The sequence below is a fragment of the Cobetia sp. L2A1 genome (assembly GCF_009796845.1).
GTDB lineage: Bacteria > Pseudomonadota > Gammaproteobacteria > Pseudomonadales > Halomonadaceae > Cobetia.
Map to the genome: position 1 here is coordinate 664,516 of NZ_CP047025.1, position 26,882 is coordinate 691,397.

Annotated in this window: 18 protein-coding genes, 2 tRNA genes and 3 rRNA genes; 15 read left to right on the forward strand and 8 right to left on the reverse strand. The window is 56.5% G+C overall.

The annotated features are described in order from the left end of the window. Positions 1-485: 485 nt before the first annotated feature. From GQR90_RS02855 to rlmM, 6 genes are all read left to right on the forward strand, one after another. Positions 486-2,026: ribosomal RNA gene (locus tag GQR90_RS02855) — 16S ribosomal RNA — on the forward strand. A gap of 76 nt (positions 2,027-2,102) precedes the next feature. Then, positions 2,103-2,179 (forward strand) — tRNA-Ile (locus GQR90_RS02860). Between the two features lie 41 nt (positions 2,180-2,220). After that, positions 2,221-2,296 (forward strand) — tRNA-Ala (locus GQR90_RS02865). A gap of 232 nt (positions 2,297-2,528) precedes the next feature. Beyond that, a 23S ribosomal RNA gene (locus GQR90_RS02870) occupies positions 2,529-5,417 on the forward strand. 157 nt (positions 5,418-5,574) lie between these two features. Continuing rightward, a 5S ribosomal RNA gene (gene rrf / locus GQR90_RS02875) occupies positions 5,575-5,690 on the forward strand. The 16S, 23S and 5S rRNA genes sit together here with 2 tRNA genes alongside, the layout of an rRNA operon. 168 nt (positions 5,691-5,858) lie before the next feature. Further along, complete coding sequence (rlmM, locus tag GQR90_RS02880) at positions 5,859-6,932, forward strand: 23S rRNA (cytidine(2498)-2'-O)-methyltransferase RlmM (RefSeq protein WP_158772806.1); 1,074 nt, start codon at positions 5,859-5,861, stop codon at positions 6,930-6,932. A gap of 105 nt (positions 6,933-7,037) precedes the next feature. Here the strand turns inward: rlmM and GQR90_RS02885 are convergent, their stop codons facing one another. Beyond that, positions 7,038-7,322 carry an antibiotic biosynthesis monooxygenase family protein gene (locus GQR90_RS02885; protein ID WP_158772807.1) on the reverse strand — a complete coding sequence of 95 codons (285 nt, stop codon included), beginning with the start codon at positions 7,320-7,322 and terminating at the stop codon, positions 7,038-7,040. A 58-nt stretch (positions 7,323-7,380) separates the two neighbouring features. Between GQR90_RS02885 and tusA the strand changes: the two genes are divergently transcribed. Continuing rightward, a complete protein-coding gene (tusA, locus tag GQR90_RS02890; protein ID WP_158772808.1) occupies positions 7,381-7,626 on the forward strand; it encodes a sulfurtransferase TusA in 246 nt (81 codons plus the stop codon). Positions 7,627-7,652: 26 nt separating this feature from the next. Here the strand turns inward: tusA and GQR90_RS02895 are convergent, their stop codons facing one another. After that, positions 7,653-8,387, reverse strand: coding sequence for a hypothetical protein (locus GQR90_RS02895; RefSeq protein ID WP_158772809.1), 735 nt, complete (start codon positions 8,385-8,387; stop codon positions 7,653-7,655). 313 nt (positions 8,388-8,700) lie between these two features. Next, a complete protein-coding gene (locus GQR90_RS02900) occupies positions 8,701-10,164 on the reverse strand; it encodes an MATE family efflux transporter (RefSeq protein WP_442778545.1) in 1,464 nt (487 codons plus the stop codon). Positions 10,165-10,416: 252 nt separating this feature from the next. On the opposite strand from GQR90_RS02900, the gene GQR90_RS02905 reads away from it, so the two are divergent. The 5 genes from GQR90_RS02905 to GQR90_RS02925 all read left to right on the forward strand — a co-directional run bounded on the left by GQR90_RS02905 (position 10,417) and on the right by GQR90_RS02925 (position 16,907). Continuing rightward, positions 10,417-11,088 (forward strand): elongation factor P hydroxylase, encoded by a 672-nt coding sequence (locus tag GQR90_RS02905; RefSeq protein WP_325064285.1) that lies wholly within the window; start codon positions 10,417-10,419, stop codon positions 11,086-11,088. 174 nt (positions 11,089-11,262) lie between these two features. Then, entirely contained in the window at positions 11,263-12,309 is a 1,047-nt protein-coding gene (locus GQR90_RS02910; protein ID WP_233266407.1) for a Fe(3+) ABC transporter substrate-binding protein, read from the forward strand. A 140-nt stretch (positions 12,310-12,449) separates the two neighbouring features. Continuing rightward, the gene (locus GQR90_RS02915) at positions 12,450-14,246 is read left to right on the forward strand and encodes an ABC transporter permease (RefSeq protein ID WP_233266408.1); all 1,797 of its coding nucleotides are present in this window, start codon (positions 12,450-12,452) and stop codon (positions 14,244-14,246) included. A gap of 131 nt (positions 14,247-14,377) precedes the next feature. Next, entirely contained in the window at positions 14,378-14,914 is a 537-nt protein-coding gene (locus GQR90_RS02920) for an HPP family protein (protein WP_199269465.1), read from the forward strand. Between the two features lie 295 nt (positions 14,915-15,209). Beyond that, complete coding sequence (locus tag GQR90_RS02925) at positions 15,210-16,907, forward strand: DEAD/DEAH box helicase (protein WP_158772810.1); 1,698 nt, start codon at positions 15,210-15,212, stop codon at positions 16,905-16,907. A gap of 111 nt (positions 16,908-17,018) precedes the next feature. On the opposite strand, the gene GQR90_RS02930 is transcribed toward GQR90_RS02925, so the two are convergent. Continuing rightward, positions 17,019-17,585: a hypothetical protein gene (locus tag GQR90_RS02930; protein ID WP_233266409.1), complete on the reverse strand. Its 567-nt coding sequence runs from the start codon at positions 17,583-17,585 to the stop codon at positions 17,019-17,021. Positions 17,586-17,676: 91 nt separating this feature from the next. Next, the gene (locus GQR90_RS02935; protein WP_158772811.1) at positions 17,677-18,648 is read right to left on the reverse strand and encodes a TatD family hydrolase; all 972 of its coding nucleotides are present in this window, start codon (positions 18,646-18,648) and stop codon (positions 17,677-17,679) included. Between the two features lie 307 nt (positions 18,649-18,955). Here GQR90_RS02935 and GQR90_RS02940 point away from each other — a divergent pair, with 307 nt between their 5' ends. Further along, entirely contained in the window at positions 18,956-20,893 is a 1,938-nt protein-coding gene (locus tag GQR90_RS02940) for an ATP-binding cassette domain-containing protein (RefSeq protein ID WP_158772812.1), read from the forward strand. Between the two features lie 97 nt (positions 20,894-20,990). Here the strand turns inward: GQR90_RS02940 and GQR90_RS02945 are convergent, their stop codons facing one another. Continuing rightward, positions 20,991-21,443 (reverse strand): universal stress protein, encoded by a 453-nt coding sequence (locus GQR90_RS02945; RefSeq protein WP_158772813.1) that lies wholly within the window; start codon positions 21,441-21,443, stop codon positions 20,991-20,993. Between the two features lie 216 nt (positions 21,444-21,659). Here GQR90_RS02945 and GQR90_RS02950 point away from each other — a divergent pair, with 216 nt between their 5' ends. Then, positions 21,660-22,208: a hypothetical protein gene (locus GQR90_RS02950; protein WP_158772814.1), complete on the forward strand. Its 549-nt coding sequence runs from the start codon at positions 21,660-21,662 to the stop codon at positions 22,206-22,208. A 207-nt stretch (positions 22,209-22,415) separates the two neighbouring features. Here GQR90_RS02950 and slyA read toward each other — a convergent pair whose 3' ends face one another. Both slyA and GQR90_RS02960 read right to left on the reverse strand, forming a co-directional pair. After that, on the reverse strand, positions 22,416-22,862 hold the full coding sequence (slyA, locus tag GQR90_RS02955; RefSeq protein ID WP_158772815.1) for a transcriptional regulator SlyA: 447 nt from the start codon (positions 22,860-22,862) through the stop codon (positions 22,416-22,418). 207 nt (positions 22,863-23,069) lie between these two features. Further along, a complete protein-coding gene (locus GQR90_RS02960; RefSeq protein ID WP_158772816.1) occupies positions 23,070-24,182 on the reverse strand; it encodes a DUF5924 family protein in 1,113 nt (370 codons plus the stop codon). A gap of 455 nt (positions 24,183-24,637) precedes the next feature. On the opposite strand from GQR90_RS02960, the gene fadB reads away from it, so the two are divergent. Continuing rightward, positions 24,638-26,788, forward strand: coding sequence for a fatty acid oxidation complex subunit alpha FadB (fadB, locus tag GQR90_RS02965; RefSeq protein ID WP_158772817.1), 2,151 nt, complete (start codon positions 24,638-24,640; stop codon positions 26,786-26,788). The last annotated feature ends 94 nt before the right edge of the window (positions 26,789-26,882 follow it).

The window sequence follows — 26,882 nt, forward strand, 5'->3', positions numbered from 1 at the left end:
GTGTAGGGCGCTAAAGTAAAAGGACATTCCTGCCTAAAAGGCCTTGCGCTGAACCAGTTCGGTGCGTAAAGTACGCATCCGCTGCCGGTGACGCAGGGCGTTACCAGCGGTGAAAGAGGTGTGCAGGTGATTGTTTCGATTGATGTTTTTCAAATCTCTCCGAAACACTCCACTTGACAATCCCGGCAGATTCGCTAGAATACGCCGCACACCTTACGGAACACGTGAACGGGCATCGCCCCTCACTACTTGATGATGCTTAGAGGCAGTCGACTGACTCATCACCAAGTGCTTGACTTCTCAAGCGTTCCTGGTAGAATATGCCTCCTCGCTTAACAGCGACGCTCTTTAAAAATTTGATCAGGTAATTCGTGTGAGCGCTTGCCGATGAGTGGTGACAAGGTCACCAAATATCGGAGCAAGCCTCTCACGAGAAGTTTGACTCTGAACCAAGTTTGGTCTGCTTAACAGACTATCAAGCTTATCAACTGAAGAGTTTGATCATGGCTCAGATTGAACGCTGGCGGCAGGCTTAACACATGCAAGTCGAGCGGAAACGATTCTAGCTTGCTAGAAGGCGTCGAGCGGCGGACGGGTGAGTAATGCATGGGAATCTGCCCGATAGTGGGGGACAACCTGGGGAAACTCAGGCTAATACCGCATACGTCCTACGGGAGAAAGCAGGGGATCTTCGGACCTTGCGCTATCGGATGAGCCCATGTCGGATTAGCTAGTTGGTGAGGTAATGGCTCACCAAGGCGACGATCCGTAGCTGGTCTGAGAGGATGATCAGCCACACTGGGACTGAGACACGGCCCAGACTCCTACGGGAGGCAGCAGTGGGGAATATTGGACAATGGGCGAAAGCCTGATCCAGCCATGCCGCGTGTGTGAAGAAGGCCTTCGGGTTGTAAAGCACTTTCAGCGAGGAAGAAAGCCTTTGGACTAATACTCTAGAGGAAGGACATCACTCGCAGAAGAAGCACCGGCTAACTCCGTGCCAGCAGCCGCGGTAATACGGAGGGTGCAAGCGTTAATCGGAATTACTGGGCGTAAAGCGCGCGTAGGTGGCTAAGTCAGCCAGGTGTGAAAGCCCCGGGCTCAACCTGGGAACGGCATCTGGAACTGCTTGGCTAGAGTACAGTAGAGGAAGGTAGAATTCCCGGTGTAGCGGTGAAATGCGTAGAGATCGGGAGGAATACCAGTGGCGAAGGCGGCCTTCTGGACTGATACTGACACTGAGGTGCGAAAGCGTGGGTAGCAAACAGGATTAGATACCCTGGTAGTCCACGCCGTAAACGATGTCAACTAGCCGTTGGGTCCCTTGAGGACTTAGTGGCGCAGCTAACGCAATAAGTTGACCGCCTGGGGAGTACGGCCGCAAGGTTAAAACTCAAATGAATTGACGGGGGCCCGCACAAGCGGTGGAGCATGTGGTTTAATTCGATGCAACGCGAAGAACCTTACCTACCCTTGACATCCAGAGGACTTTCCAGAGATGGATTGGTGCCTTCGGGAACTCTGAGACAGGTGCTGCATGGCTGTCGTCAGCTCGTGTTGTGAAATGTTGGGTTAAGTCCCGTAACGAGCGCAACCCCTATCCTTATTTGCCAGCGAGTAATGTCGGGAACTCTAAGGAGACTGCCGGTGACAAACCGGAGGAAGGTGGGGACGACGTCAAGTCATCATGGCCCTTACGGGTAGGGCTACACACGTGCTACAATGGCAAGTACAAAGGGTTGCAATACGGCGACGTGGAGCCAATCCCATAAAGCTTGCCTCAGTCCGGATTGGAGTCTGCAACTCGACTCCATGAAGTCGGAATCGCTAGTAATCGTGGATCAGAATGCCACGGTGAATACGTTCCCGGGCCTTGTACACACCGCCCGTCACACCATGGGAGTGGACTGCACCAGAAGTGGTTAGCCTAACCTTCGGGAGGGCGATCACCACGGTGTGGTTCATGACTGGGGTGAAGTCGTAACAAGGTAGCCGTAGGGGAACCTGCGGCTGGATCACCTCCTTATCGACACTGTTTATCGCTCGCGGCAAGTGCTCACAACGAATTACCTGATCAAGTTAGTTTATCGAGTAGTAGTGTCGGGTCTGTAGCTCAGTTGGTTAGAGCGCACCCCTGATAAGGGTGAGGTCGGCAGTTCAAATCTGCCCAGACCCACCAAAAGCTTCGTGCTTTTGTCGACACGGTTTTGCCGACTTTGAGGGGCCATAGCTCAGCTGGGAGAGCGCCTGCCTTGCACGCAGGAGGTCAGCGGTTCGATCCCGCTTGGCTCCACCACAAAGACGACAGTTCACGCTTCTACTACCTGATAACGCTGACAGTTCACAGTGACAAGCATATCGCCTTCCTCGTGAAGGTTGTGTGACTTCTCACTGTTCACTGAACAGCCGCTCTTTAACAATGTGAATCATGCTGACGATGGATATGTGCGCCAAGCATATGTCCGTCAAACGATATGTCGGAGTTGTTCGACAATTCGTAATCCTTGACAGACCCCTTGGGGTTATATGGTCAAGCGATTAAGCGCATACGGTGGATGCCTTGGCAGCCAGAGGCGATGAAGGACGTGATAGCCTGCGATAAGCGTTGGCGAGGTGGCAAATACCCTGCGACCCAACGATTTCCGAATGGGGAAACCCACTCACCATCAGGTGAGTATCTATAGGCCAATACATAACCTATAGAGGCAAACCCGGGGAACTGAAACATCTAAGTACCCGGAGGAAAAGAAATCAACCGAGATTCCCCAAGTAGCGGCGAGCGAACGGGGACCAGCCCTTAAGCGATACAACTGACAGACGAACAGGCTGGGAAGCCTGACGATACAGGGTGATAGTCCCGTAGTCGAAGTCTGAGTATCGTGAAATCGAGTAGGTCGGGGCACGAGAAACCTTGACTGAACATGGGGGGACCATCCTCCAAGGCTAAATACTCCTGGCTGACCGATAGTGAACCAGTACCGTGAGGGAAAGGCGAAAAGAACCCCGGCGAGGGGAGTGAAATAGATCCTGAAACCGTATGCGTACAAGCAGTGGGAGCAGACTTGTTCTGTGACCGCGTACCTTTTGTATAATGGGTCAGCGACTTATATTCTGTGGCGAGCTTAACCGATTAGGGGAGGCGTAGCGAAAGCGAGTCTTAACTGGGCGACCAGTCGCAGGGTATAGACCCGAAACCGGGCGATCTATCCATGGCCAGGGTGAAGATTGAGTAACATCAATTGGAGGCCCGAACCCAAGTATGTTGAAAAATGCTGGGATGAGCTGTGGATCGGAGTGAAAGGCTAATCAAGCCCGGAGATAGCTGGTTCTCCTCGAAAGCTATTTAGGTAGCGCCTCACATATCATCATCGGGGGTAGAGCACTGTTTCGGCTAGGGGGTCATCCCGACTTACCAACCCGACGCAAACTCCGAATACCGATGAATGCAGTGTGGGAGACACACAGCGGGTGCTAACGTCCGTTGTGAAAAGGGAAACAACCCAGACCGTCAGCTAAGGTCCCAAAATCCTGATTAAGTGGGAAACGATGTGGGAAGGCTCAGACAGCTAGGAGGTTGGCTTAGAAGCAGCCATCCTTTAAAGAAAGCGTAATAGCTCACTAGTCGAGTCGGCCTGCGCGGAAGATATAACGGGGCTAAATCAGGTACCGAAGCTACGGGTTCATCCTTATGGATGAGCGGTAGAGGAGCGTCGTGTAAGCCAATGAAGGTGGATTGAGAAGTCTGCTGGAGGTATCACGAGTGCGAATGCTGACATGAGTAACGATAAGGGGAGTGAAAAACTCCCCCGCCGGAAGACCAAGGTTTTCTGTTCTACGTTAATCGGAGCAGAGTGAGTCGGCCCCTAAGGCGAGGCGGAAACGCGTAGTCGATGGGAAACGGGTTAATATTCCCGTACCGGATATGGTTGCGATGGGGGGACGAAGAAGGCTAGGTGAGCCAGGCGTTGGTTGTCCTGGTGAAAGCATGTAGGCCGAGGAATCAGGCAAATCCGGTTCCTCTGAGGTCGAGATGCGAGACGAACTGACTACGGTCAGGAAGTTGCCGATGCCACGCTTCCAGGAAAAGCCTCTAAGCTTCAGATCATATGCGACCGTACCCCAAACCGACACAGGTGGTCAGGTAGAGAATACCAAGGCGCTTGAGAGAACTCGGGTGAAGGAACTAGGCAAAATGGCACCGTAACTTCGGGAGAAGGTGCACCGGTTTGAGTGAAGGACTTGCTCCGTAAGCTCTTACCGGTCGAAGATACCAGGTGGCTGCAACTGTTTATTAAAAACACAGCACTCTGCAAACGCGCAAGCGGACGTATAGGGTGTGACGCCTGCCCGGTGCCGGAAGGTTAATTGATGGGGTTAGGATTCGTCCGAAGCTCTTGATCGAAGCCCCGGTAAACGGCGGCCGTAACTATAACGGTCCTAAGGTAGCGAAATTCCTTGTCGGGTAAGTTCCGACCTGCACGAATGGCGTAATGATGGCCACGCTGTCTCCACCCGAGACTCAGTGAAATTGAAATCGCAGTGAAGATGCTGTGTACCCGCGGCTAGACGGAAAGACCCCGTGAACCTTTACTATAGCTTTACACTGGATGCTGATGTTGTCTGTGTAGGATAGCTGGGAGGCTTGGAAACCTGGGCGCTAGCTCAGGTGGAGCCAACCTTGAAATACCAGCCTGACATCATTGGCGTTCTAACTCAGGTCCATTATCTGGATCGAGGACAGTGTATGGTGGGTAGTTTGACTGGGGCGGTCTCCTCCTAAAGAGTAACGGAGGAGCACGAAGGTACCCTCAGCACGGTTGGAAATCGTGCATTGAGTGCAAGAGCATAAGGGTGCTTGACTGCGAGACAGACACGTCGAGCAGGTACGAAAGTAGGTTCTAGTGATCCGGTGGTTCTGTATGGAAGGGCCATCGCTCAACGGATAAAAGGTACTCCGGGGATAACAGGCTGATACCGCCCAAGAGTTCACATCGACGGCGGTGTTTGGCACCTCGATGTCGGCTCATCACATCCTGGGGCTGAAGTCGGTCCCAAGGGTATGGCTGTTCGCCATTTAAAGTGGTACGCGAGCTGGGTTTAGAACGTCGTGAGACAGTTCGGTCCCTATCTGCCGTGGGCGTCGGAAGTTTGAGAAGAGCTGCTCCTAGTACGAGAGGACCGGAGTGGACGAACCTCTGGTGTTCGGGTTGTCACGCCAGTGGCATTGCCCGGTAGCTACGTTCGGACGGGATAACCGCTGAAAGCATCTAAGCGGGAAGCCCCCTTCAAGATGAGACTTCCCTGAGGCCTTGCGCCTCCTGAAGGGCCCTTGAAGACTACAAGGTTGATAGGCTGGGTGTGGAAGCACAGCAATGTGTTGAGCTAACCAGTACTAATTGCCCGTGAGGCTTGACCATATAACACCCAAGGGGTTTGCTTCGGCGAACCGCCGGGATTACGACACATGACAGTGTGCGTCAGACAGCTCCGACATAGCGTTCAGCATGATTCATATTGCGAGTCACGAGGCCCAAAAGCCTTGAGACTCAGGTACCGCAAGGTGCCACCGTTTCGCCTGACGACCATAGCGAGCGTGAACCACCCGATCCCATGCCGAACTCGGAAGTGAAACCGCTTAGCGCCGATGGTAGTGTGGAGTTTCTCCATGTGAGAGTAGGTCATCGTCAGGCACTTATACTGAACCGCCCCTGTAGCCTTGCTACAGGGGCGGTTCTCTTTGCAAGTCAAAAAGTATGCGTGAGATGTACCACTTCGGTGATTCAGTCACCGTCGCCATGCGTGCACGCTTGTAGAAGGCAGGGGCGAGAGGCTAGACTCCCGAGCCTTCTGTACTGGAGATGATGATGCAACCCCAAGAACTGTTGCTGTATTGCCGCCCCGGCTTTGAAGCCGATCTGGCCGCGGAAGTCTGCGAGAAAGCCGCTTATCTAGGCGCGCCGGGTTACCCCATTGCGGCACGTAACAGTGGCTTTGTGCGTTACGTGGTGACTGGTGACGAGCCCGCCAATACTCTGCATCGTGAAATGCCATTGGAAGCCCTGGTATTTGCACGCCAGACGCTCGTGGCATTGGAGCCGATGGTGGGCATGTCACGTGAAAACCGCGTCTCTCCGATTCTGCAGCAGGTCGTTGATGCTGGCTGGAGCTTTGAAGAGATTCGACATGAAATGCCGGATACCAATGATGGTAAATCTCTATCAGGGCTTGGCAAGGCGGTAGGCCGTCCGTTGGAGTCTGCACTCAAGAAGCGCGGTGCACTGCGTCGCAAAGCGGGTGGGCGTGCACTACACGTGTTCTGGACGGATGGCGATGAAGTACAGCTTGGGATGAGCTTCCCGGGTAATCGCAGCGAGTATGCCAATGGTATTCGTCATCTGCGTTCACCGAGCCGTGCACCAAGCCGATCTACGCTCAAACTGGAAGAAGCGTGGCATGAATTTGTGCCGCGCGATCAGTGGGAGCGTCGTATTGCCACTGGTATGCAGGCCGCTGACTTGGGCGCTGCCCCGGGCGGCTGGACCTTTCAACTGGTAGAGAAGGGCATGTTCGTGTTCGCCATTGATAATGGCCCCATGAACAAGGATCTGATGGCGACGGGACAGGTAGAGCATCTTAAAGAAGATGGTTTTACCTGGGAGCCGCCGCTACGTCTTGACTGGTTGGTCTGCGATATCGTTGATCGCCCCATCCGCGTGACAGAGATGGTCGAGCGATGGCTGAAGAAGCGCTGGTGCAATGAGGCCGTTTTCAACCTCAAGTTGCCGATGAAGCAGCGCTGGAAGGAAGTGTCACGCTGCCTGGACTATCTCGCACAAAGTCTTGAGAACTCCCATGTTGGGGCTGAGATTCGCTGCCGCCATCTCTACCATGATCGAGAAGAAGTCACTGTTCACGTGCGAATCACGCACTAGGTTCAGCGCCTGAAGCCGTAGTCTGACGTATCAAAAAAATCCCACGCCTGTGATTACAGTGCGTGGGATTTTTGTTTCCTGGGCAAACCAGTAAGCAGAGCGCACTCAGGTATGCTCGAGCATCACAATGCGTTCAGGCTGAGACAGCATAGGACCGAGACGCGCCATCATTCGCTCTCTTGCGTTGCTGACCGACCATTCCTGCCAAGCCCTTGCATCCCGCCACGAGGTGATCACAATACGATGACCTGGCCGACCGCCTTCCACCAGGTTCTCACCAGAAATGAAGCCTTGTGCATGCATGGCCTCTCTTACGACTTCTCGTGAGGCCTGTTCGTAATCCTGTTCCAGCCCCGGCATGATGTGCCGTTCGATCAGTACCTTGATCATGCCTGTCTCCCCATTTTACACATGCCGTCTTTTGGCGGCAGGATTTCAGGAGTCTTCGATGACCGATACTACTCTGCCTATACCAGATGCTGAGCTTGAAACCAGTGGTTTATATTGCCCTGAACCTATCATGATGCTGCATAACAAGGTGCGTGAGATGGCTTCAGGAGACTTGCTCCGAGTGGTCGCGACAGACCCCGCGACCACTCGGGATGTGCCCAAATTCTGTGCTTTTCTTGGGCACACTCTAGAGCTAAGCCACGAAACGCCTGAGCAGTTCCTGTATTACATCCGTATCAGCTGATCTCCGTTAGCCAGTAGATCCAGATGTCAGGCTTCGTGGTCATGAACCTCTACGCTGACCTGATCGCCTTCGCCTGTCATCATCACCGCGAGGGCTTCCAGCGTTGCCGGGTCCTGCTCGCGGATCTGATTCGCCACAGCACGCTGGAAGAAGTAGACCACATCATGGCGGCTGCGGCCGGGGTACAGGCAGTCATCACCTGCCAGCACTGGCGTCTGGGTAACCCGAGCTTCATCGACCAATAGTGCTTCGATGTTACCATCACTGTACAGGCGCCAGCCGAAGACCTGCTTGAGCTGCCACTGCGATGCACCGCTGGTCATGCACAGAGCATGCGTTCCCAGCGTATCAGGCAGCTGCTGCAGTAACGTGGTCTTTTCCGACGCTTCGTAGTCGTAATAGGCCGCAGCGTGCTCCAGCTCGAACACCTTGTGTTCAGGTGCCAGCATGAAGACATCATCGGTTTCCGGATCGCGATAACCGACGAAGTGACCTTGCTGTGGGTCTTCAAGTTCATGGCAGGGGATTAGACTTTCCATCCACGGCACCATGCCGACGACTTCACCATCCTCGCGCAGCCCCCAAGCCAGTACCGGAATGCTGTAATAGCTCTCGGGGTCACTGTCGAGCTGATAGAGCATTTCCAGGCCATCATTCTCCGGTGCAAGACGCAGCACGCGGCGCCTTGCACGCATTCTGTCGCGCATGACACTCAGGTCGATGACCTTGGCACAGCGGGGGGAAGAAACTGGTACGCCCATGACGAACCCTCCTCAGCAGCTTGTCGATCGCCCTCGGCGTGTGCTGGTATGCCTTCACCTCATTCACACATGGTGAATCTCGGGATAAAGGACATACCGCCCTTACTAATCATTAGCACAGCCTGAGCAATGACGGTAACCCCTCTTTGGACGAAATGACCGTCTATCCGTACTTTTTTGTTTAAACGCAAGAGCCCACTGACTGGGTGATGAACCAATCAGTGGGCTCTTGCGACATGTATTACCGTGTTGGGAAAGCCTGCTGTCAGGCTTTCTATGGCGTAGCCCGCAACACACATGCCCCATATGGCGCCTATCCGGGAAGGCCATCACCGGCAATGGCACGACGTGCAATTATCCATAGTCGCCAGCCGAGTAGAATCGCGGCCACTGTGAGGCCCGCGACCATACCAATCCAATAGCCATAGACACCCATTTCTTCTACATGCCATGGCCAGACGGGGAACGCTTCGCTACCGACACCCAATAGGTGACCACCGCCCAGTCCGACGATCCAGTAGGCGAACATGGTAATCAACATGATGATGCGAGTGTCCTTGAAGCCACGCAATGCACCAGCCATTGCGACCTGCAAGGAGTCGGATACTTGATAGAGCATCGCTAACGTAATCAATGATAGCGCCAGTGCTTGTACCTTGAGGTTATTGGTATAGAGGGCGACTGCCGGCTCAGCCAGTACCCAGATCACCAGGTCATTGACCAGCGCCACCACTAACGAGAAGGCGACACCGTTCCAGGCGACGAAACGGGCCTCGCGCATATCGCCACGTCCGATGGTATGACCGACGCGCACAGTGAGTGCCATCGCCATGGAGAGCGGTAGCATGAAGAGTAGTGAAGTGAAATTGAGCGCCACCTGATGTGCAGCGACCTTGGTTTCACCAAAGCTGGCGACGAACAGGGCAATTACCGTGAATAGGGTAACTTCGAAGAAGATGGCGATACCAATAGGTAGACCGACCTTGAGCAACTCCGAGATCTTCTTCAGTTGAGGAGCGCTGGGATGGCACCAGAGCGCGACGGCCTTGTAAGCACTGCAGCGTCGGGTATAAACGAACATGCTCAGGCACATGATCCACATGGCCAGGCCTGTCGCGATACCACAGCCGGCGGCTCCCATGGCAGGAATATCGCCCAATAGCCCGGGCAAGGTGATACCCAGTAGCTCATCCACACCCGCGGAGCCGTAGATCAACATGTAGTTGAGCGGAATATTCGACAGTAGCCCTATCAGGCTAATGATCAGGGCAGGGCGGGTATGATTCATACCATCAGAATACGCTCTCAGCACTTGATAGAAGGCTGCCCCTGGCATGCCCCACGCAATGGCCATCAAGTAGAGCGTTGCTTGCTCGGCGACGGCGGCAGGCACGTCCATGGCCGTGAAGATAGGTGCTGCCAGATACCATAGCGCTAGCGCTGACACGCCACCGAGCACGAGGGAAATCCATAGCGATTGATGCACATTGTCGCGAACTTCGCCGCTACGATTGCCTCCCATCAGCTGTGCGACAACAGGTGTCAGTCCCATCAGTGTGCCAGCCATCAGCAACAGCAAGGGCACCCAGAGGCTTGAGCCTACCGAAACGGCGGCAAGGTCTGTGGCGCTAGAGCGTCCCGTCATCAGTATGTCTACAGCACTCATGCCCGCTTGAGCTAGTTGAGCGCCACAGATGGGTAGCGCCAGTGTAAGTAAACGTGAAGTTTCTGCACGCACCCGAGGAATAAGGGGGGGAGGCGAGCCTGAAGAGGGCAATGGATCAGCGGCGTGCACGATGGGCTCCTGCTAGTAATTGAGAATCATTCTTGCTTAAGGGCGCCATCCTAGCAGATAAGGCCTGCCTGAGGGACGGAGTAGAGTGAATTATCGTGGCTATGCAGTGGGCTGTCAGCTGGAATGACGTTCAATAGGCAAGCGACGTACAATGACCACATCCAGAGGGCGATAGACAGCCTGCTGTGTCTCCACTGACATTGTCACGCGTGCCGTGACTGCTGAGAGTTGCCCGTGCTGTTGTCTCCAGAGTTCCATTCCTCTCATTGCTCAAACAATGCCGGTATCGTTGCCTCTGAGGCGACTCGGTCTGAGGCGTTACGCACCGATGATCTGACACTTCTTATCGCCTTATTCGATCGCTTGTTCGACGATACCTTCAATACTCTCTTGCGCTGTGCGCCTGATGAGCCGCTCTATTTACCAGCAGGGGTAGGGCCGGCTGAAGCGGCTGATCTCCAGCACCATCGCATCTATCTGGCGCGTGGTTACTTTTCCAGTGCACTGCATGAAATCAGTCATTGGTGCATCGCGGGCGCAGAGCGCCGCCTCCGTGAGGATTACGGCTATTGGTATGCGCCCGATGGACGTAATGTGGCGCAGCAGAAAGCCTTTGAAAGTGTTGAGGTCGCCCCACAGGCACTGGAGAAGTTATTCCACGCAGCTGTCGGGAAGCCGTTTCATGTCAGTGTCGATAATCTCGAAATTGAGGTCGATCGTGAAACCTTTGCTTGCCGCGTCACTCAGCGTTCTGTTGAGTTTGCGCAACATGGGTTACCGGCAAGAGCTGCGGCATTTTGTCATGCGCTTGAACATGTCTGGCAGCACGGAGTGTCACTGGAGCAAGCGATAAAGGAAGCACTACCGCTATTACCCCCACCGGGTGAGGACGGACGAGTCGCGTGATACGTGCTTACCGTGGTTATGACGCAGTGGCAGGATTGCGCTTTACGCAAGTCAGCGTTGCACTCACGTTGCGGTTGGAAAGGGTTTGTGATTAGAATGATTCGCATTGTCACAATCATTCTGCTTTTCCCGGATTGTCGGGCATGGGCGGAGACCTTTGAACAGGGGTATTCGATGACGGCTGTATCCATGATTTCTGCATCCTCCGCTCGTAAGTTGCTACTTGGCGCACTTGTGGGTGTCACCGCGGTAACTGCAATGCCGGCGCAGGCCCAGGAAGAGGTCAATGTCTATTCCTATCGTCAGGCTTATCTGATTGAGCCGTTCCTCAAGGAGTTCACTGAGGAAACTGGCGTGAAGGTCAATGTCGTCTTTGCCAAGCAGGGCCTGGCAGAGCGCCTCAAGCGCGAAGGACGTAATACACCTGCTGATGTGCTGCTGACCGTCGATGTGGGTCGCCTTCAGGAGTTGGTCGATGAGGAGCTGGTCAAGAGCGTCAACGACAGCGTCATTGAAGCCAATCTACCGGCGCAGTATCACGGCCCGGACAACCAGTGGTTCGGTATCACTACTCGTGCTCGTGTGCTTTACACCAGCGTAGATCGTCTTGATGCTGGCCAGGTCTCGAGCTATGACGATCTGGCTGATCCGAGCCTGAAGGGCCGTGTCTGCTCGCGTGCCGGTGATCACCCGTACAACGTAGCGCTGATTGCCTCGCGCATTGCGCACAATGGCGAAGAAGCGACCCGTGAGTGGCTGGAAGGCTTCAAGGATAATCTGGCGCGCAAGCCTCAGGGTGGCGACCGTGACCAGATCAAGGCGATACGAGATAACGTCTGCGACGTAGCCATTGGTAATAGCTACTACTACGGCAATATGTTGAATAACGAAGAGCAACGCCCGTGGGCCGAGAAAGCACGCATCGAATTCCCGGATCAGAACGGCGTCGGCACGCACATGAACATCTCCGGTATGGCGATGACCAAGTACGCGCCGCATGAAGAGAATGCGCTCAAACTGATGCGTTTCCTGACCGAAAAGACCGCGCAGCACATGTATGCTGAGGTCAATTACGAATATCCGGCCAATCCGGAAGCAGAGAGTTCAGAGTTGCTCGCCTCCTGGGGTGAGTTCAAACAGGATGATCTGTCACTGACGGACATTGCCAAGTATCGCAAGCGCGCCGCGCAGATGGTCAATGAAGTCGGTTTCAACCAGTAAAGGCGCTCGCCGACGGGAAATACCGCCGAGCGAGACGTCATGAACGAAGAGGGGCTGTCGCCAAGCGACAGCCCCTCTTCGTTTGCTTAATCCATGTAAAATAGACGCAATTGCAGTTGGCGGGATAGCGAGGAAGTGAGATGACGCAAGGCAAGCGGCTGTTGGCAGAGCAAGGTGCGGGCCTTGAAGGTGCTTCTTTCACGATGAAGAGCAACGCAGGTGGCTCACCCAGTAGCGACATGACAACTGATGATGCTGCCATTCGGCGCCGTCAGCGTCGTCTCGGCACTCATATGGGATGGTTCGTCACTGCATGGGGCGTCGCAGTACTGGTGGTCATGCCGGTGTTGGCCATCATCTGGTTGGCATTGTTTGGCGATGACGGCAGTGATCAGGCAGGTGTTGGCATCTGGCCGCATCTGGTATCTACCGTGCTGCCGGATTACGTGATGACAAGCCTCGCGCTAGTGGCGGGAGTGGCGGTGCTAAGTGGCAGCATGGGCGTGGTCTCGGCCTGGCTGACGACCATGTATCAGTTTCCGATGCGGCGCACCTTTGAGTGGTCGTTGCTGCTGCCATTCGCGATCCCTGCCAACGTGATCGCCTATATCTATACCGATGTCTTCGAGTACGCGGGGCCCTTTCAGGGTGCGCTGCGGGCACTGTTTGGCTGGAACTCACCTCAGGATTACTACTTCCCAGAGATCCGAAGCCTGGGCGGCGCCATCATAATGCTGTCACTGGTGCTGTTTCCCTATGTCTTCATGCTGGCACGCTCAGCATTTCTCGATCAGTCGCCCTCGCTGAGAGATGCCAGTCGTACCCTGGGCTGCAATGGCTGGCAGAGTTTCTGGCGCGTGGCGTTACCCAGTGCTCGCCCAGCGATTGCCGTCGGCCTGGCATTGGCCATGATGGAGGCGCTCAATGATTTCGGTACGGTTGATTACTTTGCGGTACGCTCGCTCACGGCTGGCATCTTCAACGTCTGGCTCAACATGGGTAGCCTGCGCGGCGCGGCACAGATCGCGCTATGCCTGATGATCTTCGTGGTGACGCTTATCTGGTTGGAGCGTCATGCACGCCGCCGTCAGCGCCAGTTTGGCAAGGGCGATCGTTATCGCCGCTATCAGCGTCCTCGGCTAACTGGCTGGCGCGCGGCAATGGCGTCGCTGGCGTGCTTGCTGCCGCTGCTATTCGGTTTTCTACTTCCTGTCGGACTGCTGGCGCGTCACGCCATTCGCTACTTCGATGAGTCGTGGACGCTCGACTTTGCTGGCTACGCACTGAATAGTCTGATGCTGGCAGTCAGTGCAGCAGTACTGACCTTGATCATTGGTGTACTGCTGGCCTACGCCAAGCGACTGGACCGTACTTCCAGCGTGCAACAGGCGCTCAAGCTATCGAGCCTCGGCTATGCCATGCCCGGTGCAGTACTGGGCTTGGGTGTACTAGTGCCACTCGCCGGCTTTGATAATGCGTTGGATAGCTTCATGCGTGCCAACTTCGGTATCTCCACCGGTCTACTGCTGACAGGCACCATGGGGGCAATCATCATTGCGTATGTTGTGCGCTTTCTGGCGATTGCGGCCGGGGCAATCGAATCGAGCCTCGATAAGGTCACACCCTCCATGGACATGGCGGCACGCTCTCTGGGCGAGAATACGCTCTCGACGCTCAGGCGCGTCCATCTACCCCTGATTCGACCAGGGCTCTTGACCGCGGCGTTGGTGGTATTCGTGGATGCCATGAAGGAGTTGCCTGCCACGTTGCTGCTGCGGCCCTTCAACTTTGACACTCTCGCTACGCATGTCTATCAGTACGCCTCTGATGAAATGCTTGAACAGGCTGCCCTGCCAGCGTTAGTGATCGTCGTGGTTGGTATCCTGCCGGTGATCGTGATCTCGCGCACTATCGTTGCCTCGCGTAGCGAGAATTAAGCCTGACGCTGCCTGAGCTTATTTCCATACAGCAGTTGCTCGTGCCATGTGCTTCGCATAGTGTGCATTGCTCGATAAATAGCGTGGACTGCTCGAGAAGTACACCATGAACATGTGCGGATATTGAAGATATGATCAAGCCTTACGTTGCCAAGATGCGTGGTGGACCCCTGACACGAGGCAAGCCACATATTGCTGATGCACTGTGGTCATGGTTGGGTGCCTTTCTTGGTATGGCACTGATTGGCTGGTTGTCTTCACACTACTTTGCGGTCAGCTCTCTGTTGCTGGTGGGGTCTTTCGGTGCCACCTCGGTATTGTTATATGGTGCCCCCCATAGCCCGTTGGCTCAGCCACGTAATGTGGTGGGAGGCAATATGTTGTCGGCGCTGGTGGGAGTCGCCTGCTTTCAATGGCTAGGTGATAGCTGGCTGGCGGCTGCCATGGCCGTGTCGGTGGCGCTGCTGGTGATGCAGCTGACGCACACGTTGCATCCTCCCGGTGGTGCCACGGCCTTGATTGCCGTGATTGGTGGGCCGACGCTCCATGAGCTGGGGTACTGGTACGCACTGCTGCCAGTGGGGTTGGGCTGCCTGGCGATGCTGGTACTGGCGGTGTTGATCAACAATCTGGCGCGCCATCGCCGCTATCCGTTGCACTGGCACTGAGGCGTTTTTTTGTTGCTCCATCAAGTGGAGCAGGCGTGTCTTGCCCCATTATGCAAAGCCCCTCGGTGCTGCCACTCAAATACGTGTGACGTCGGCTTCTGCAGTATCGAGCGGAAAGTGGTAGACTGGGCCATCGCCTGACGCGAGCGACTGGCAGCAGCACGACGAGGTCTCCCTGACCGACTCCATCATCTCTGCGCCTGATACGCCTCGCCCCCCCTCCCGGCACGTGCCCGGCCAGGCGCCATTCCTTAATGATCGACCAGTACGTGGCCGGTCAGCCGAAGAGATATTGATGACTGAGACTACTGCCAATTCCGTCCCGGCTTTTGCCGCTCTGGGGCTATCTGCTCCTATTCTTAAAGCAATTGCCGAGATGGGCTATACCACGCCTTCTCCGGTACAGGCTGGTGCCATTCCTGCTGTGCTGGAAGGCCGTGATGTCATGGCTGCTGCGCGCACAGGTACCGGTAAAACTGCTGGTTTTGCACTGCCGCTGGTGGAGCGCCTGAGCCAAAGCACCCCTGCAGGTGCCCGCAAGATCAAGGCCTTGATCGTCACGCCCACACGGGAGTTGGCCGCACAGATCGACGACAACGTCACGGCGTATTCACGTCATCTCAAGCTGCGTAATGCGGTGGTATTTGGCGGTGTGAAGATCAACCCGCAAATCAGTCGCCTGTCGACTGGTGTCGAGATTCTGACTGCCACACCGGGCCGTCTGCTTGATCTGCACTCTCAGAAAGCCATCGACTTCTCTGACCTTGAAACACTGGTGCTGGACGAAGCTGACCGCATGTTGGACATGGGCTTCATCCATGACATCCGCCGTCTTCTCAAGCTACTGCCGACCAAGCGTCAGACGCTGCTGTTTTCAGCGACGTTCTCCGATGAAATTCGCAGCATGACCAGCAAGCTGCTGAATAATCCGGTTGCCGTGGAAGCTAGTCCGCGTAACTCGGCTGCCGAGAAAGTCGAGCAGCATATCCACACCGTGGAGAAGAGCCACAAGCCTTCACTGCTCAAGCACCTGATCATCAAGGAAGACTGGCGCCAGGTGCTGGTCTTCACCCGTACCAAGCACGGTGCCAACCGTCTGGCCACCAAGCTTGAAAAGTCCGGTATCAGTGCCGCGGCGATTCACGGCAACAAGAGTCAGAATGCGCGTACCAAGGCGTTGGCTGGTTTCAAGAACGGCGAAGTGCGTGTGCTGGTCGCGACCGATATCGCAGCTCGTGGTCTTGATATCGAGCAGCTGCCGCAGGTAGTGAACTATGAATTACCCAATGTGCCGGAAGACTACGTACACCGTATTGGTCGTACTGGACGTGCCGGTGCAAGTGGTCGTGCCATCTCGCTGGTATCCAGTGATGAGCGCAAGGAGCTGAACGGCATCGAGCGCCTGCTCAACGGCAAGCTCAAGCGTGTTGTCGTGGAAGGCTTCGTGCCAGAAGTCGATGTCGAGCCGGAACGTGAGCCGCGTCAGCCGCGCGGCGGTCAGCGCTCAGGTACTGCCAAGCCGAGTCCCAAACCAGCCGGTGGTCAGCGTTCTGGCGGCCAGCGTTCTGACAGCAAGCCGACCAGTGAAGGTCGTGGCAATGGTGGCGGCCAGCGTACGGGCGGTCAGCGTTCTGATAGCCAGCGTACGGGCGGTCAGCGTTCTGATAGCCAGCGTACGGGCGGTCAGCGTTCTGATAGCCAGCGTACGGGCGGTCAGCGTTCTGATAGCCAGCGTACGGGCGGTCAGCGTACCGGCGGCCAGCACTCTGACAGTCAGCGCCAAGCGACACCGCGTGTCGTGCAGGACGACGATAACCGTGGCAATCGCGCGCCTGCACCGCGTGAAGTTGATGGCAATCGCGTTGCCGCCCGCCCTGAAGTGGACGGCAACCGTGTGCCAGGTGCACAGCTGTCAAATGATGAGCAACCTCGTCGTCGTGCTCGCGGGGGACGTAATCGTTCCAGCGGCGGTAATGGTGGCCAGTCCAACTGATCGACTGATGCCGTGAATGCTGAGTGTTGATCGTTATTCCTCTCGGTATGACACGTGTAAAAAAGCCCCGGTAACCATTGGTTGCCGGGGCTTTTCTATACTGAGTAGATATCAGACATCCTCTTCCCAGTCGATTTCATAATCCGGGCCAGTACCATTGATTATCTCATCACCCCGTATGCCATCACCGCGTAGACGAGTATGAATGGCCAGCATGACCAGCACTTCGTTGTCGGGACGGAAGGGCTGAAGGCCTTGCTCGAACATCACATTATTACGCTCGCGAGCCCACTCACCTGGCGAAAATTCCGGGTAGAGACTTTCTGCCGGAGCGAACTCGATGAAGGGGTCCATGTTATAGGCATCGAACAGGCGTGCGAGCGAGTGCTCGTCGTCATTGATGCCAGTGGTATAGAGCGTGGTCTGGTAATAGTCCTGCTCCAGCTCCTTGAGAACGTCGAGCGGACTGACACCAAAGCTCCGCAAGTCCTCAAGGCTGTAATCCCCTAGTTCGAGTAGCTCGTTATCAAGCCATTCATCATCGGGCTGGATCAGGACATGTTTCATCTGGCCATCAGGCAGCGCCCAGGCGATGGCCAGGGGCAGGCTGGAATCTTCACCGGTCTCGACGGCGATGAAGGCCGGAAAGTCGCCAGTTTCGGGTTCATATTCGTGCATGAGGTCGTGTCCACAGCAGGTGAAATCGGGGTAATGGCGTATCTGTCGTCGAGTTAATCACGTTTCCAGAATGGCCTTGCATGCTGGCCTTTCAGAAAGAGTCTTGGCAGGTCGGCAGACGGAAGAAGTGGGTAGCGGTACGCGTGGTGGTGTCGGCGAGTTCTTCGATGTCCATGTCACGTAATGCCGCGACCTCGGCCAGAATCCATACCAGTAGTGAGGGTTCATGGCGCCGGCCCTTGAGTTTGGCAGGCAGGTTGCGCGGCACCAGGTAAGGGCAATCCGTTTCCAGCATCAGGCGCTCCAGCGGGATCTCACGGCACAGACTACGCAGATGTTCGCCGCGGCGTTCATCGCACAGCCAACCCGTCAGGCCAATGTGTAGATCCAAGTCTAGATAACCATAGAGTGTTTCGCGCTCTCCGGTGAAACAGTGCACCACGGCATGTGAAATATCGTCTCGCCAGTGCTTGAGCATCTCAAGCATTTGACGACCCGCATCACGCTCATGAAGGAAGAGCGGCAAGCCACTTTCTGCCGCCAATGTCAGCTGTGCTTCAAAGGCTTGAGTCTGTTCTTGTGGTGTCGAGAAGTTGCGATTGAAGTCGAGGCCACACTCACCCACGGCGACCACCTCTGGCTGACTGAGAAGCTCACGGATACCGCTTTCTACGCTACGATTCCACTGACTGGCCTCGTGGGGATGCACGCCGGCGGTAGAAAAAAGGCCATGATAGCGGGCCGCCAACCCCCATGCGTCGCGCGATCCGTCGAGGCTGGTGCCTGTCAGAATCTGCTGCTGAACACCTGCCGCTCGGGCGCGCAGAAGTACCCCTTCGATATCACTGGCGTAGCTTTCGTGCGTCAGATTGGCCCCTATATCCACCAGCGGCACGCGGCTTGCGAAGCGAAGTTCCGGCACGAGACGTGTCAGAGAAGCCTCCTTGTCCTCATCACTGAGGGCGAGATCTGCGCATGCCTTGGTCAAGGTGCCATCAGAGAGGCTTTCTGCGGTGTAGCGTGGCAGGGCAGCGGGATCAGCATGCGGGAGAAGTGCAGACATCAGACACCCTTGAATCACGATAAGACAGAGAGAGCGCCATCAGACATGGCGACAGGAAAAGCAGGCAGTAGCGTGCGGCCTGGCCGGCACGATGCAGCCCGCCATTCTACCCAAGCTGGCGTTGTATTTCAGTCATCGATCGTGAATACCCCCACGGTAACGTCGTCTGTGCATCGCCTGTACGCCATGCCTCGGGTAGAATGCTTCCATTCATCAGCGATATTCGCTGTCGGCGGTTGTCATCGCCAGATTCCCACTTCCTCCGTGGCCTTCCCGGCCGTGGACCCGTCACGAGTTGCTGTTGCACATGGCATTGTTACGACTGGAAAATCTTCAGCTGGCCTATGGTCATCACGTTCTGCTCAATGGCGCCGACCTCGTGGTCGAGCGCGGCGAGCGTCTGGCACTTGTTGGCCGTAACGGCACGGGCAAGTCCACGCTGCTCAAGCTGATTACCGACGAGTTCCAGGCGGATTCCGGTGAAATATGGAAGGCGCCTGGTCTCAAGATCGGTGTGCTATCACAGGATCTGCCGGCCCCTGAAGGCCGTACCATCTTTGATATCGTCGCTGAAGGGTTGCCGAAAGCCGGTGCTCTACTGGCGGAATATCATCATCTGGTCAGCGACCCGGACCCGGACCTCAAGCGTCTCGAACATGTTCAGGACGAGCTGGAAAGCGTCGATGGCTGGCAGTTCCAACAGCGCATCGACAATGTGCTGACCCGCCTGGGCCTGCCGGAAGACACCATGATGGAAGACCTGTCAGGTGGCTGGCGTCGCCGTGTCGCGCTGGCGCGTGCGTTGGTCTCGGACCCTGATCTTCTGCTGCTCGATGAGCCGACCAACCATCTGGATCTCGATACTATCGCCTGGCTGGAAGAGCAGGTCGCGGCCTTCTCCGGTGCCGTGTTGTTCATCACCCACGATAGGGCTTTCCTGAAGCGTCTGGCGACTCAGATTCTGGAGCTGGACCGCGGCCGCCTCGGGCGTTATCCGGGCGACTACGAAGGCTACCAGGCTCAGAAGCAGCATGAAATGGATGTCGAGGCGAAGGAGAACTCCGAGTTCGACAAGAAGCTGGCTCAGGAAGAGACCTGGATTCGCCAAGGGGTCAAGGCACGCCGCACCCGTAACGAAGGCCGTGTACGGGAACTGGAGAAGATGCGAAATGAACGTGGCCAGCGCCGCGAAGTGCAGGGTCGTGCGCGTATCGCCGTCGACACTGCCGAGCGCAGCGGCAAGCGGGTCGTGGAGTTGGAAAATGTCAGCTATCGCTACGACGAGGCGCAGGAACAGTGGGTTATCCGTGATCTGAGTGTCGAGATTCAGCGCGGCGACAAGGTTGGCTTGCTAGGACGCAACGGCGCGGGCAAGACGACACTACTGCATATTCTACTCGGCCAGCTCGAAGCCAGTGAAGGCAAGCGTATTGAAGGCACCAAGCTGCAGATCGCCTACTTCGATCAGCTGCGCAAGGGCCTCGACATGGAAGCCACCGTCTACGACAACGTCGCGCGCGGTAGTGACCGTGTCACGGTCGGCGGGCGTGACATGCACGTGATGAGCTACCTGCAGAACTTCCTGTTCACCCCGGACCGCGCCCGTCAGCCGGTGCGCTCGCTGTCAGGGGGGGAATCCAACCGGCTGCTGCTGGCGCGGCTGTTCACCATGCCGGCCAACGTGCTGGTACTCGATGAGCCGACCAACGACCTGGATGTCGAGACACTGGAGTTGCTGGAAGAACTGCTGCTCGACTTCGATGGCACTGTGCTGCTGGTGTCTCACGACCGTGCCTTCATGGACAACGTGGTCACCAACATCCTCGCCTTTGAAGGCGAAGGTGTCGTCAAGCCGTATGTTGGCGGTTACAGCGATTGGGTGCGTCAGGGCGGACGTCTGCCGCCGGCGCCGTGGGAAGTCGAGCGTGAGCGCGAGGAGAAACATCGTCGCGATGCTCAGACCGAGGATGAGCGTCGCAAGCGCGAGGCTGCTCAGGCGCAGCAGGCCAACAAGAAGGTCAAGCTGGCCTACAAGTTCCAGCGTGAGCTGGACCTGATTCCGGCGGTTATCGAGAAGCTCGAGGGTGAAATCGCTACGCTAGAGGCATCCATTGCGGCGCCGAGCTTCTATGCAGGCGAGGCGACCGCTATTACCGCTACGCTCGAAAAGCTGAGCCACAAGCAGAAAGTGATGGAAGAAACGATGGAGCGCTGGATGGAGCTCGAGGCAATGCAGGAAGGCTGAGTGACGGCTTTGCGTGTTCCGACATGATCACAAGGGCTGCCCATGGGCAGCCCTTGTGATTTGTGACGCTGTCGCTAGCAACAGAACAGTGACGAGTTCATTCTTCGCTGTCATCAGCACCGACGCGTACTGCCAGTACGTCGCATTGAGCACCATGCAGTACGCCCGTCGAAGTAGAGCCCAGTAGCAGAGCAAAACCGTGCCGACCATGAGAGCCAACAACGATCAGGTCGACATCATGTTCGGCGGCGAAGCGATGAATCTCGCTGTCTGGCATGCCGACGACGACATACTGGTCTTCGCTGGCGATGCCGTGAGGTGTCGCAATATCGCCCAGACGCTCACGAGCGTGAGAATCCAGCTGATCCTGGATACTGGTCAGGTCCATCGGGATATCGCCGCCATAGGCGAAGCCCAAGGGCTCCAGTGTGTGGATGATGGATACCTTGGCACCGTTCCGCTTGGCGATGGGCAGTGCGCGTTCCAGTACCAGGTGGGAATCCTTGGTCAGGTCGACCGCGACCAGTACATGCTTGTATTCGTTGCTCATCCTGAGATCCTCCCGTAGGGGGTTGGCCATTCTAGTGGCGTCGTGCACCTGCTTCCATGCTAGGCTTGCCGCCCCCCTGAAGACAATGACGTACATCAACGTATTTTGAATGCGTGATACGCAACGACGCCGGAAAGTGGCTCAACGTCACCGTTGCCGTGCATTCATGTGTGCGTAATCACGAGATTTTTCTGATACCTGCCTGCTGGATACTTCATGACCACTGCACTGATCATTATCTTCATCATACTGGCAATGCTGTCGCCGCTGACCTGGCTACGCCCTAGCAAGCGCGAGACGCGTACGGCACGTGTGCGCAAAGCTGTCATTGCAGAGGGGTTACGGGTTGATCTCAAGAGCCCGGTACTCTCGGATGCTCCCAAGGGCATCGTGGGTTACCGGCGGCCGTGGCCGACCGAGCGGGATGTGACGCCGTTCATTCTGGTACATGAAGAATGGGCCAGTGAGGCGCTGCGTGAGGCTGTGCCGGGCTATCGCTGGCGTGAAGAGAGCCGGCTGGCGCAGGATATCGAAGTTTCTGCAGCACTTGAGAAGTTTACTCGTGCGCTGCCCGATGATGCGCTGATACTGGAGTCGTCCCTTTCTGGGCTCAGACTATGGTGGGGGGAGAGTCAGGATCTCGAAGACAGTGCTGAGTGGCGAAGTGAGTTCGAGGCATTGCACGCACTGCTGATTCACAAGGCCCCCATCTCACACAAGCGTCGACCATTGGTGGGTACTGAGCCAAAGATGCCTGACGTATGAGATGTGTGCTCTCTTTTCTCGCAGTCTTGTCTGCGTACCTCACATGAAAAGGCCCCGTCGATTCAATCGACGGGGCCTTTTCATTGCAGAGCAAGCCATAGGCTTTGCCTGCCGTGTCACCCAATCCATACGAGAACAGATGTGCCGTTTCCTGTTCCCATTCAGCGTTTGTCAGAGACGCTTTTCAGAGAGAGGCTTTAGACGACATCAGGCGCTTTCCGGCACCTTCTCGGAAATTTCCAGGCCATTCTTTTCCATGACTTTCAGGCATTCACAGAACTGATCAACCTGTTCAATGCTGAGCCCTTCGAGCATTTCGATGCGTGTCTGCTCGGCGATGGCATTAATCTTTTCGATCAATGGCAGAGCCTTGCGTGTCAGGAAGATACGCTTGGTACGTCGATCTTCTTCGCAGGCGCGGCGCTCGACCAGCCCCTGCTCACTGAGTTGATCAAGTGTACGGACCAGTGACGGTGCCTCGATACCGATGGAGCGTGCCAAGTCGCATTGTGGCTGGCCATCGCCCATGCGGCAAAGATGAACCAGCGTCATCCAGCGTGTTTGGGTGAGGCCCAGCGGGGACAGTCGCTGGTCCAGGATGGCGCGCCATAGGCGCGGCAGGCGGGAAAGCTTGAGTCCGATATCTTCATGCATGATGGGGTGTCCGCTGAGTGCAAATGATGAATGGGTCTTTTGTCCATGATGGCGCCTTTGCGCAGCCCTTCCTGTCAGGATGCTAGGCAGCTAGTGTAATTACAAGCCTGCGAACGAATTTTACGCCCAAGGTCGGGTAACCGACAGTTCCATTTGTGATGTTTCACCGACAAGCCCAATCATGCCGTCACTGGCAATGATGCGAGCCTACAGCTTGGGAATCAAATTGGTGATACGCCAGCCAGGAATGCCGGGTGGGTGGCCAAGACTGCTATCCGCCAGCGTGGCCAATGACGGATCGTCACTCACCGTGAAGCGCAGGCTGCCAATTCGCTGGCCGTTCATGGTCTCGACATCAATTCGCCACTCGCCCTCACTGTCGCTTGAGAAGGCATTCTTGTGTGTCCACGCGCGATAGCCCTCGCCGCGTCCGCCATTGATATTGAGCGCGATGCGATCGACGACTTTTCCCTCATGACGCCAGACATGATAGACCTTTTCCGACAGGCCGCGCGGGGCTCTGATCGCCGTAAAGGCATACAGGCCATTGGCGGACAATTGGGCCGGTGTCAGGAGCATCTCACCTTTAGGTGCACGGGCAGCAGTATCAAAGGCGGGCGACAGGCTGCTCTCGTTGATCCACAGGGTGGCAGGCGGAATCCATGCACGTGCACTCCAGGCACCGATCCCCAACATTACGCTGATGCCGATCATCGCAAGCCCCCCCGTCAGCCCACGAGCAATTCGCAGGTTGGCAACGCTGGGCAACGCAAACAGGCTCATGGCTGCGCAGGCAGCCAACAGACTCTCGCCGGTGGTCAGCTCCAGCATCAGTGGCAGGGTGACCAGTACCACGACAAATACACACAGTGCATGGAAGCCGAAATACAGCCAGCGATGACGCTCCGCCAGACGGTAATAGAATGGGTCCAGAATCGATAGCAGAGTCGCGCCGCATAACAACAGCGTGAAACCGGCCTGGCCGCTAGCCCAGTCGGTGGTCGCCAGGAAGAAGGGCAGCGTGAAGCATAGCGTTTCCTGCTGGATCAGCTGCGCCACGAAGGTTGCCAGCTTGCGCGGCAGTGCATTCTGGCCACGGTGGCGACGGAAGCGACTCCATAGTCCTTCAGTGATCAGTATCAGCCAGGCCAGTAGCATGCCAATCGCCAGCATGGCACCTAGCCATTGCTGACGATTGACGAGAAAGAAGCTGCCGATACCTGCCGCAAAGCCGATAGGGGGCCAGAGCCAATGCCAGCGCTTGGTGTATTCGACCACACTGGTCAGGCGAAGATAGAGGGTGGTGAGAGTCTTGCTCATGACAGCATGGTATCGATGGGCCTTTGAAGGCGCGTTTGCCAGCGTTCTCTCACACTTGAAAGAAGTGAGAGGCAGTCAGCGCGCATGGAGAGAACAAAAAGCGCTACAGAGTAACGCGAGTGACTGCGCGGGTGTAGCGTCGATCATTCGACACGCGGACTGTCGAGATTCTGCGTCATGCCACCCAGCCCTCCAATCCTGGCTGTCCTCGGCGCTGCCGTATCGCCAGGCCTCTGATACACCCACGACCTTTCGCTAATATCAGCAAGCTTGATCTTTGTCGGCTGCTGGCCCAAGCTGAGGCTATTCAAACGCTTGTATGAAGCATTGGGGGGGCGGCATGCAAGACGCTTCTTCTGGTGCTTCTACCAGCGACGAGTTCGACGAGGTCGGCTGCGCGAGTGCCAAGCACCGTTGCGACCGCCTCCACCTCTTTCTCTTGTGGAGATCCGCGGATGATCTATTCAGGCAAAACGCTTTCGGTCGAGGCCAATCAGGATGCCATCGCCCTGTTGACCATTGATCTTGAGGGCGAGTCGGTCAACAAGCTGGCCAGCTATGTGATCAAGGAGCTGGGTGAGGCGGTCGAGGTGATCAAGGCCACTGCCGATCTGAAGGGGCTTGTCATCCGCTCCGGCAAGGAAGCGTTCATTGTCGGTGCCGATATCACCGAATTTCATCAGATGTTCGAGAAGGACGAAGCCTTCCTCGTCGACATGAACATGACCATTCATGGCATCTTCAATGCCATCGAGGATTTGCCATTCCCGACCGTCACGGCCATCAACGGCCTGGCACTGGGCGGCGGTTGCGAGATTACTCTGACTACTGATTTCCGTGTCATGGCGGACAACGCCAAGATTGGCCTGCCGGAAACCAAGCTCGGGATCATCCCGGGGTGGGCTGGCTGTGTCCGTCTGCCGCGCCTGATCGGGGCGGACAACGCCATCGAGTGGATTTGTGGTGGTACCGAAAACCGTGCTGATGCGGCGCTTGCAGTAGGAGCTGTGGATGCCGTGCTACCCGTGGCTGAACTGGACGCGGCCGCGCTCGACATCCTGGCACGCGCCAATAGTGGTGAGCTTGACTATCTGGCACGTCGTCTCGAGAAGACGTCGCCGCTCAAGCTCAATGCCATCGAGCAGATGATGGCCTTCGAGACGGCCAAGGGCTTTGTGGCTGGCAAGGCGGGACCGCACTATCCCGCGCCGGTGGAGGCGATCAAGGTCATCCAGAAAGGTGCGGGTGAAACTCGTGAGCGCGCTCAGGCGATTGAAGCCAAGACCTTCGCCCGCATGGCGCTGACAGACGTGGCGTTCAATCTGGTCGGCCTGTTCATGAACGATCAGGTGGTCAAGAAGAAAGCCAAGGGCTTCGAGAAGCAGGCGCGTGAAATCAAGCAGGCGGCAGTGCTGGGTGCGGGCATCATGGGCGGCGGTATCGCGTACCAGAGCGCCAGCAAGGGCACGCCGATCCTGATGAAGGATATCAACGGCGAGGCCATCGAACTCGGCTTGAAAGAGGCACGCAAGCTGTTCGGCAAGGGTCTTGAGCGCGGCAAACTGACCACTGCCAAGATGGCAGAAGGCCTGTCCAACATCCGCCCGACACTGAGCTACGGCGATTTCGGAACCGTCGATCTGGTCGTCGAGGCTGTGGTCGAGAACCCCAAGGTCAAGGCAGCGGTATTGTCTGAGCTTGAAGATAATGTCTCTGAAGACACCATTCTGACCTCCAATACATCGACCATCTCCATCACGCGTCTGGCCGAATCACTCAAACGCCCTGAAAACTTCTGTGGCATGCACTTCTTCAATCCCGTGCACCGCATGCCGCTGGTGGAAGTCATTCGTGGCGAAAAATCCAGTGATGCTGCTGTGGCCGCCACCGTGGCCTATGCCCGACAGATGGGCAAGACGCCAATCGTGGTCAACGACTGCCCGGGCTTCCTGGTCAACCGCGTGCTGTTCCCCTACTTCGGCGGCTTCAGCTTGCTGGTAGAAAAGGGGGCTGATTATCAGCACGTCGACAAGGTGATGGAGAAGTTCGGCTGGCCGATGGGCCCGGCCTACCTGCTGGATGTGGTCGGCATGGATACCGCCGTGCACGCCAATGCCGTGATGGCTGAAGGCTTCCCGGAGCGCATGGCGCGCGAGGGCAAGAGCGCCATCCAGGTGATGTACGACAACAAGCGTCTTGGTCAGAAGAATGGCGTGGGCTTCTATCGTTACGAAGAAGACCGCAAGGGCAAGCCGAAGAAGCTTGCAGACGAGACTGCGCAGGCACTGGTGGCGGAAGTGGTGACCGAGCAGGGTGAGTTCTCCGATGAAGACATCATTGCGCGCATGATGGTGCCGCTGTGCATGGAGACCATCCGTTGCCTGGAAGACAACATCGTTGGCTCACCGGCAGAGGCCGACATGGCCTTGATCTACGGTATCGGCTTCCCGCCGTTCCGCGGTGGCGCACTGCGCTATGTCGATGCCATGGGTGTGGCTGAGTTCGTCGCTCTGGCCGATAGCCTCGCGGAAGAGCTGGGTGCGCTGTATCGCCCGACCGAGGCACTGCGCGAACGTGCTGCCCGCGGCGAAGCCTTCTACGGCTGACAGGTCAGCACCTGTCGCTCGGGCCACTTGGCCCTGATGCGCGCTCGTCGCGGCAATGCCTCCGAGCGCGCCTGTTAGTCCCAACCGACCAGAA

What these genes read in the sequence shown, in the direction of transcription:
- rlmM (WP_158772806.1), top strand. Translation starts at nt 5,859, where the DNA reads ATGATGATGCAACCCCAAGAACTGTTGCTGTATTGCCGCCCCGGCTTT.
- GQR90_RS02885 (WP_158772807.1), bottom strand. Translation starts at nt 7,322, where the DNA reads ATGATCAAGGTACTGATCGAACGGCACATCATGCCGGGGCTGGAACAG.
- tusA (WP_158772808.1), top strand. Translation starts at nt 7,381, where the DNA reads ATGACCGATACTACTCTGCCTATACCAGATGCTGAGCTTGAAACCAGT.
- GQR90_RS02895 (WP_158772809.1), bottom strand. Translation starts at nt 8,387, where the DNA reads ATGGGCGTACCAGTTTCTTCCCCCCGCTGTGCCAAGGTCATCGACCTG.
- GQR90_RS02910 (WP_233266407.1), top strand. Translation starts at nt 11,263, where the DNA reads ATGACGGCTGTATCCATGATTTCTGCATCCTCCGCTCGTAAGTTGCTA.
- GQR90_RS02915 (WP_233266408.1), top strand. Translation starts at nt 12,450, where the DNA reads ATGACGCAAGGCAAGCGGCTGTTGGCAGAGCAAGGTGCGGGCCTTGAA.
- GQR90_RS02920 (WP_199269465.1), top strand. Translation starts at nt 14,378, where the DNA reads ATGATCAAGCCTTACGTTGCCAAGATGCGTGGTGGACCCCTGACACGA.
- GQR90_RS02925 (WP_158772810.1), top strand. Translation starts at nt 15,210, where the DNA reads ATGACTGAGACTACTGCCAATTCCGTCCCGGCTTTTGCCGCTCTGGGG.
- GQR90_RS02930 (WP_233266409.1), bottom strand. Translation starts at nt 17,585, where the DNA reads ATGCACGAATATGAACCCGAAACTGGCGACTTTCCGGCCTTCATCGCC.
- GQR90_RS02935 (WP_158772811.1), bottom strand. Translation starts at nt 18,648, where the DNA reads ATGTCTGCACTTCTCCCGCATGCTGATCCCGCTGCCCTGCCACGCTAC.
- GQR90_RS02940 (WP_158772812.1), top strand. Translation starts at nt 18,956, where the DNA reads ATGGCATTGTTACGACTGGAAAATCTTCAGCTGGCCTATGGTCATCAC.
- GQR90_RS02945 (WP_158772813.1), bottom strand. Translation starts at nt 21,443, where the DNA reads ATGAGCAACGAATACAAGCATGTACTGGTCGCGGTCGACCTGACCAAG.
- GQR90_RS02950 (WP_158772814.1), top strand. Translation starts at nt 21,660, where the DNA reads ATGACCACTGCACTGATCATTATCTTCATCATACTGGCAATGCTGTCG.
- slyA (WP_158772815.1), bottom strand. Translation starts at nt 22,862, where the DNA reads ATGCATGAAGATATCGGACTCAAGCTTTCCCGCCTGCCGCGCCTATGG.
- GQR90_RS02960 (WP_158772816.1), bottom strand. Translation starts at nt 24,182, where the DNA reads ATGAGCAAGACTCTCACCACCCTCTATCTTCGCCTGACCAGTGTGGTC.
- fadB (WP_158772817.1), top strand. Translation starts at nt 24,638, where the DNA reads ATGATCTATTCAGGCAAAACGCTTTCGGTCGAGGCCAATCAGGATGCC.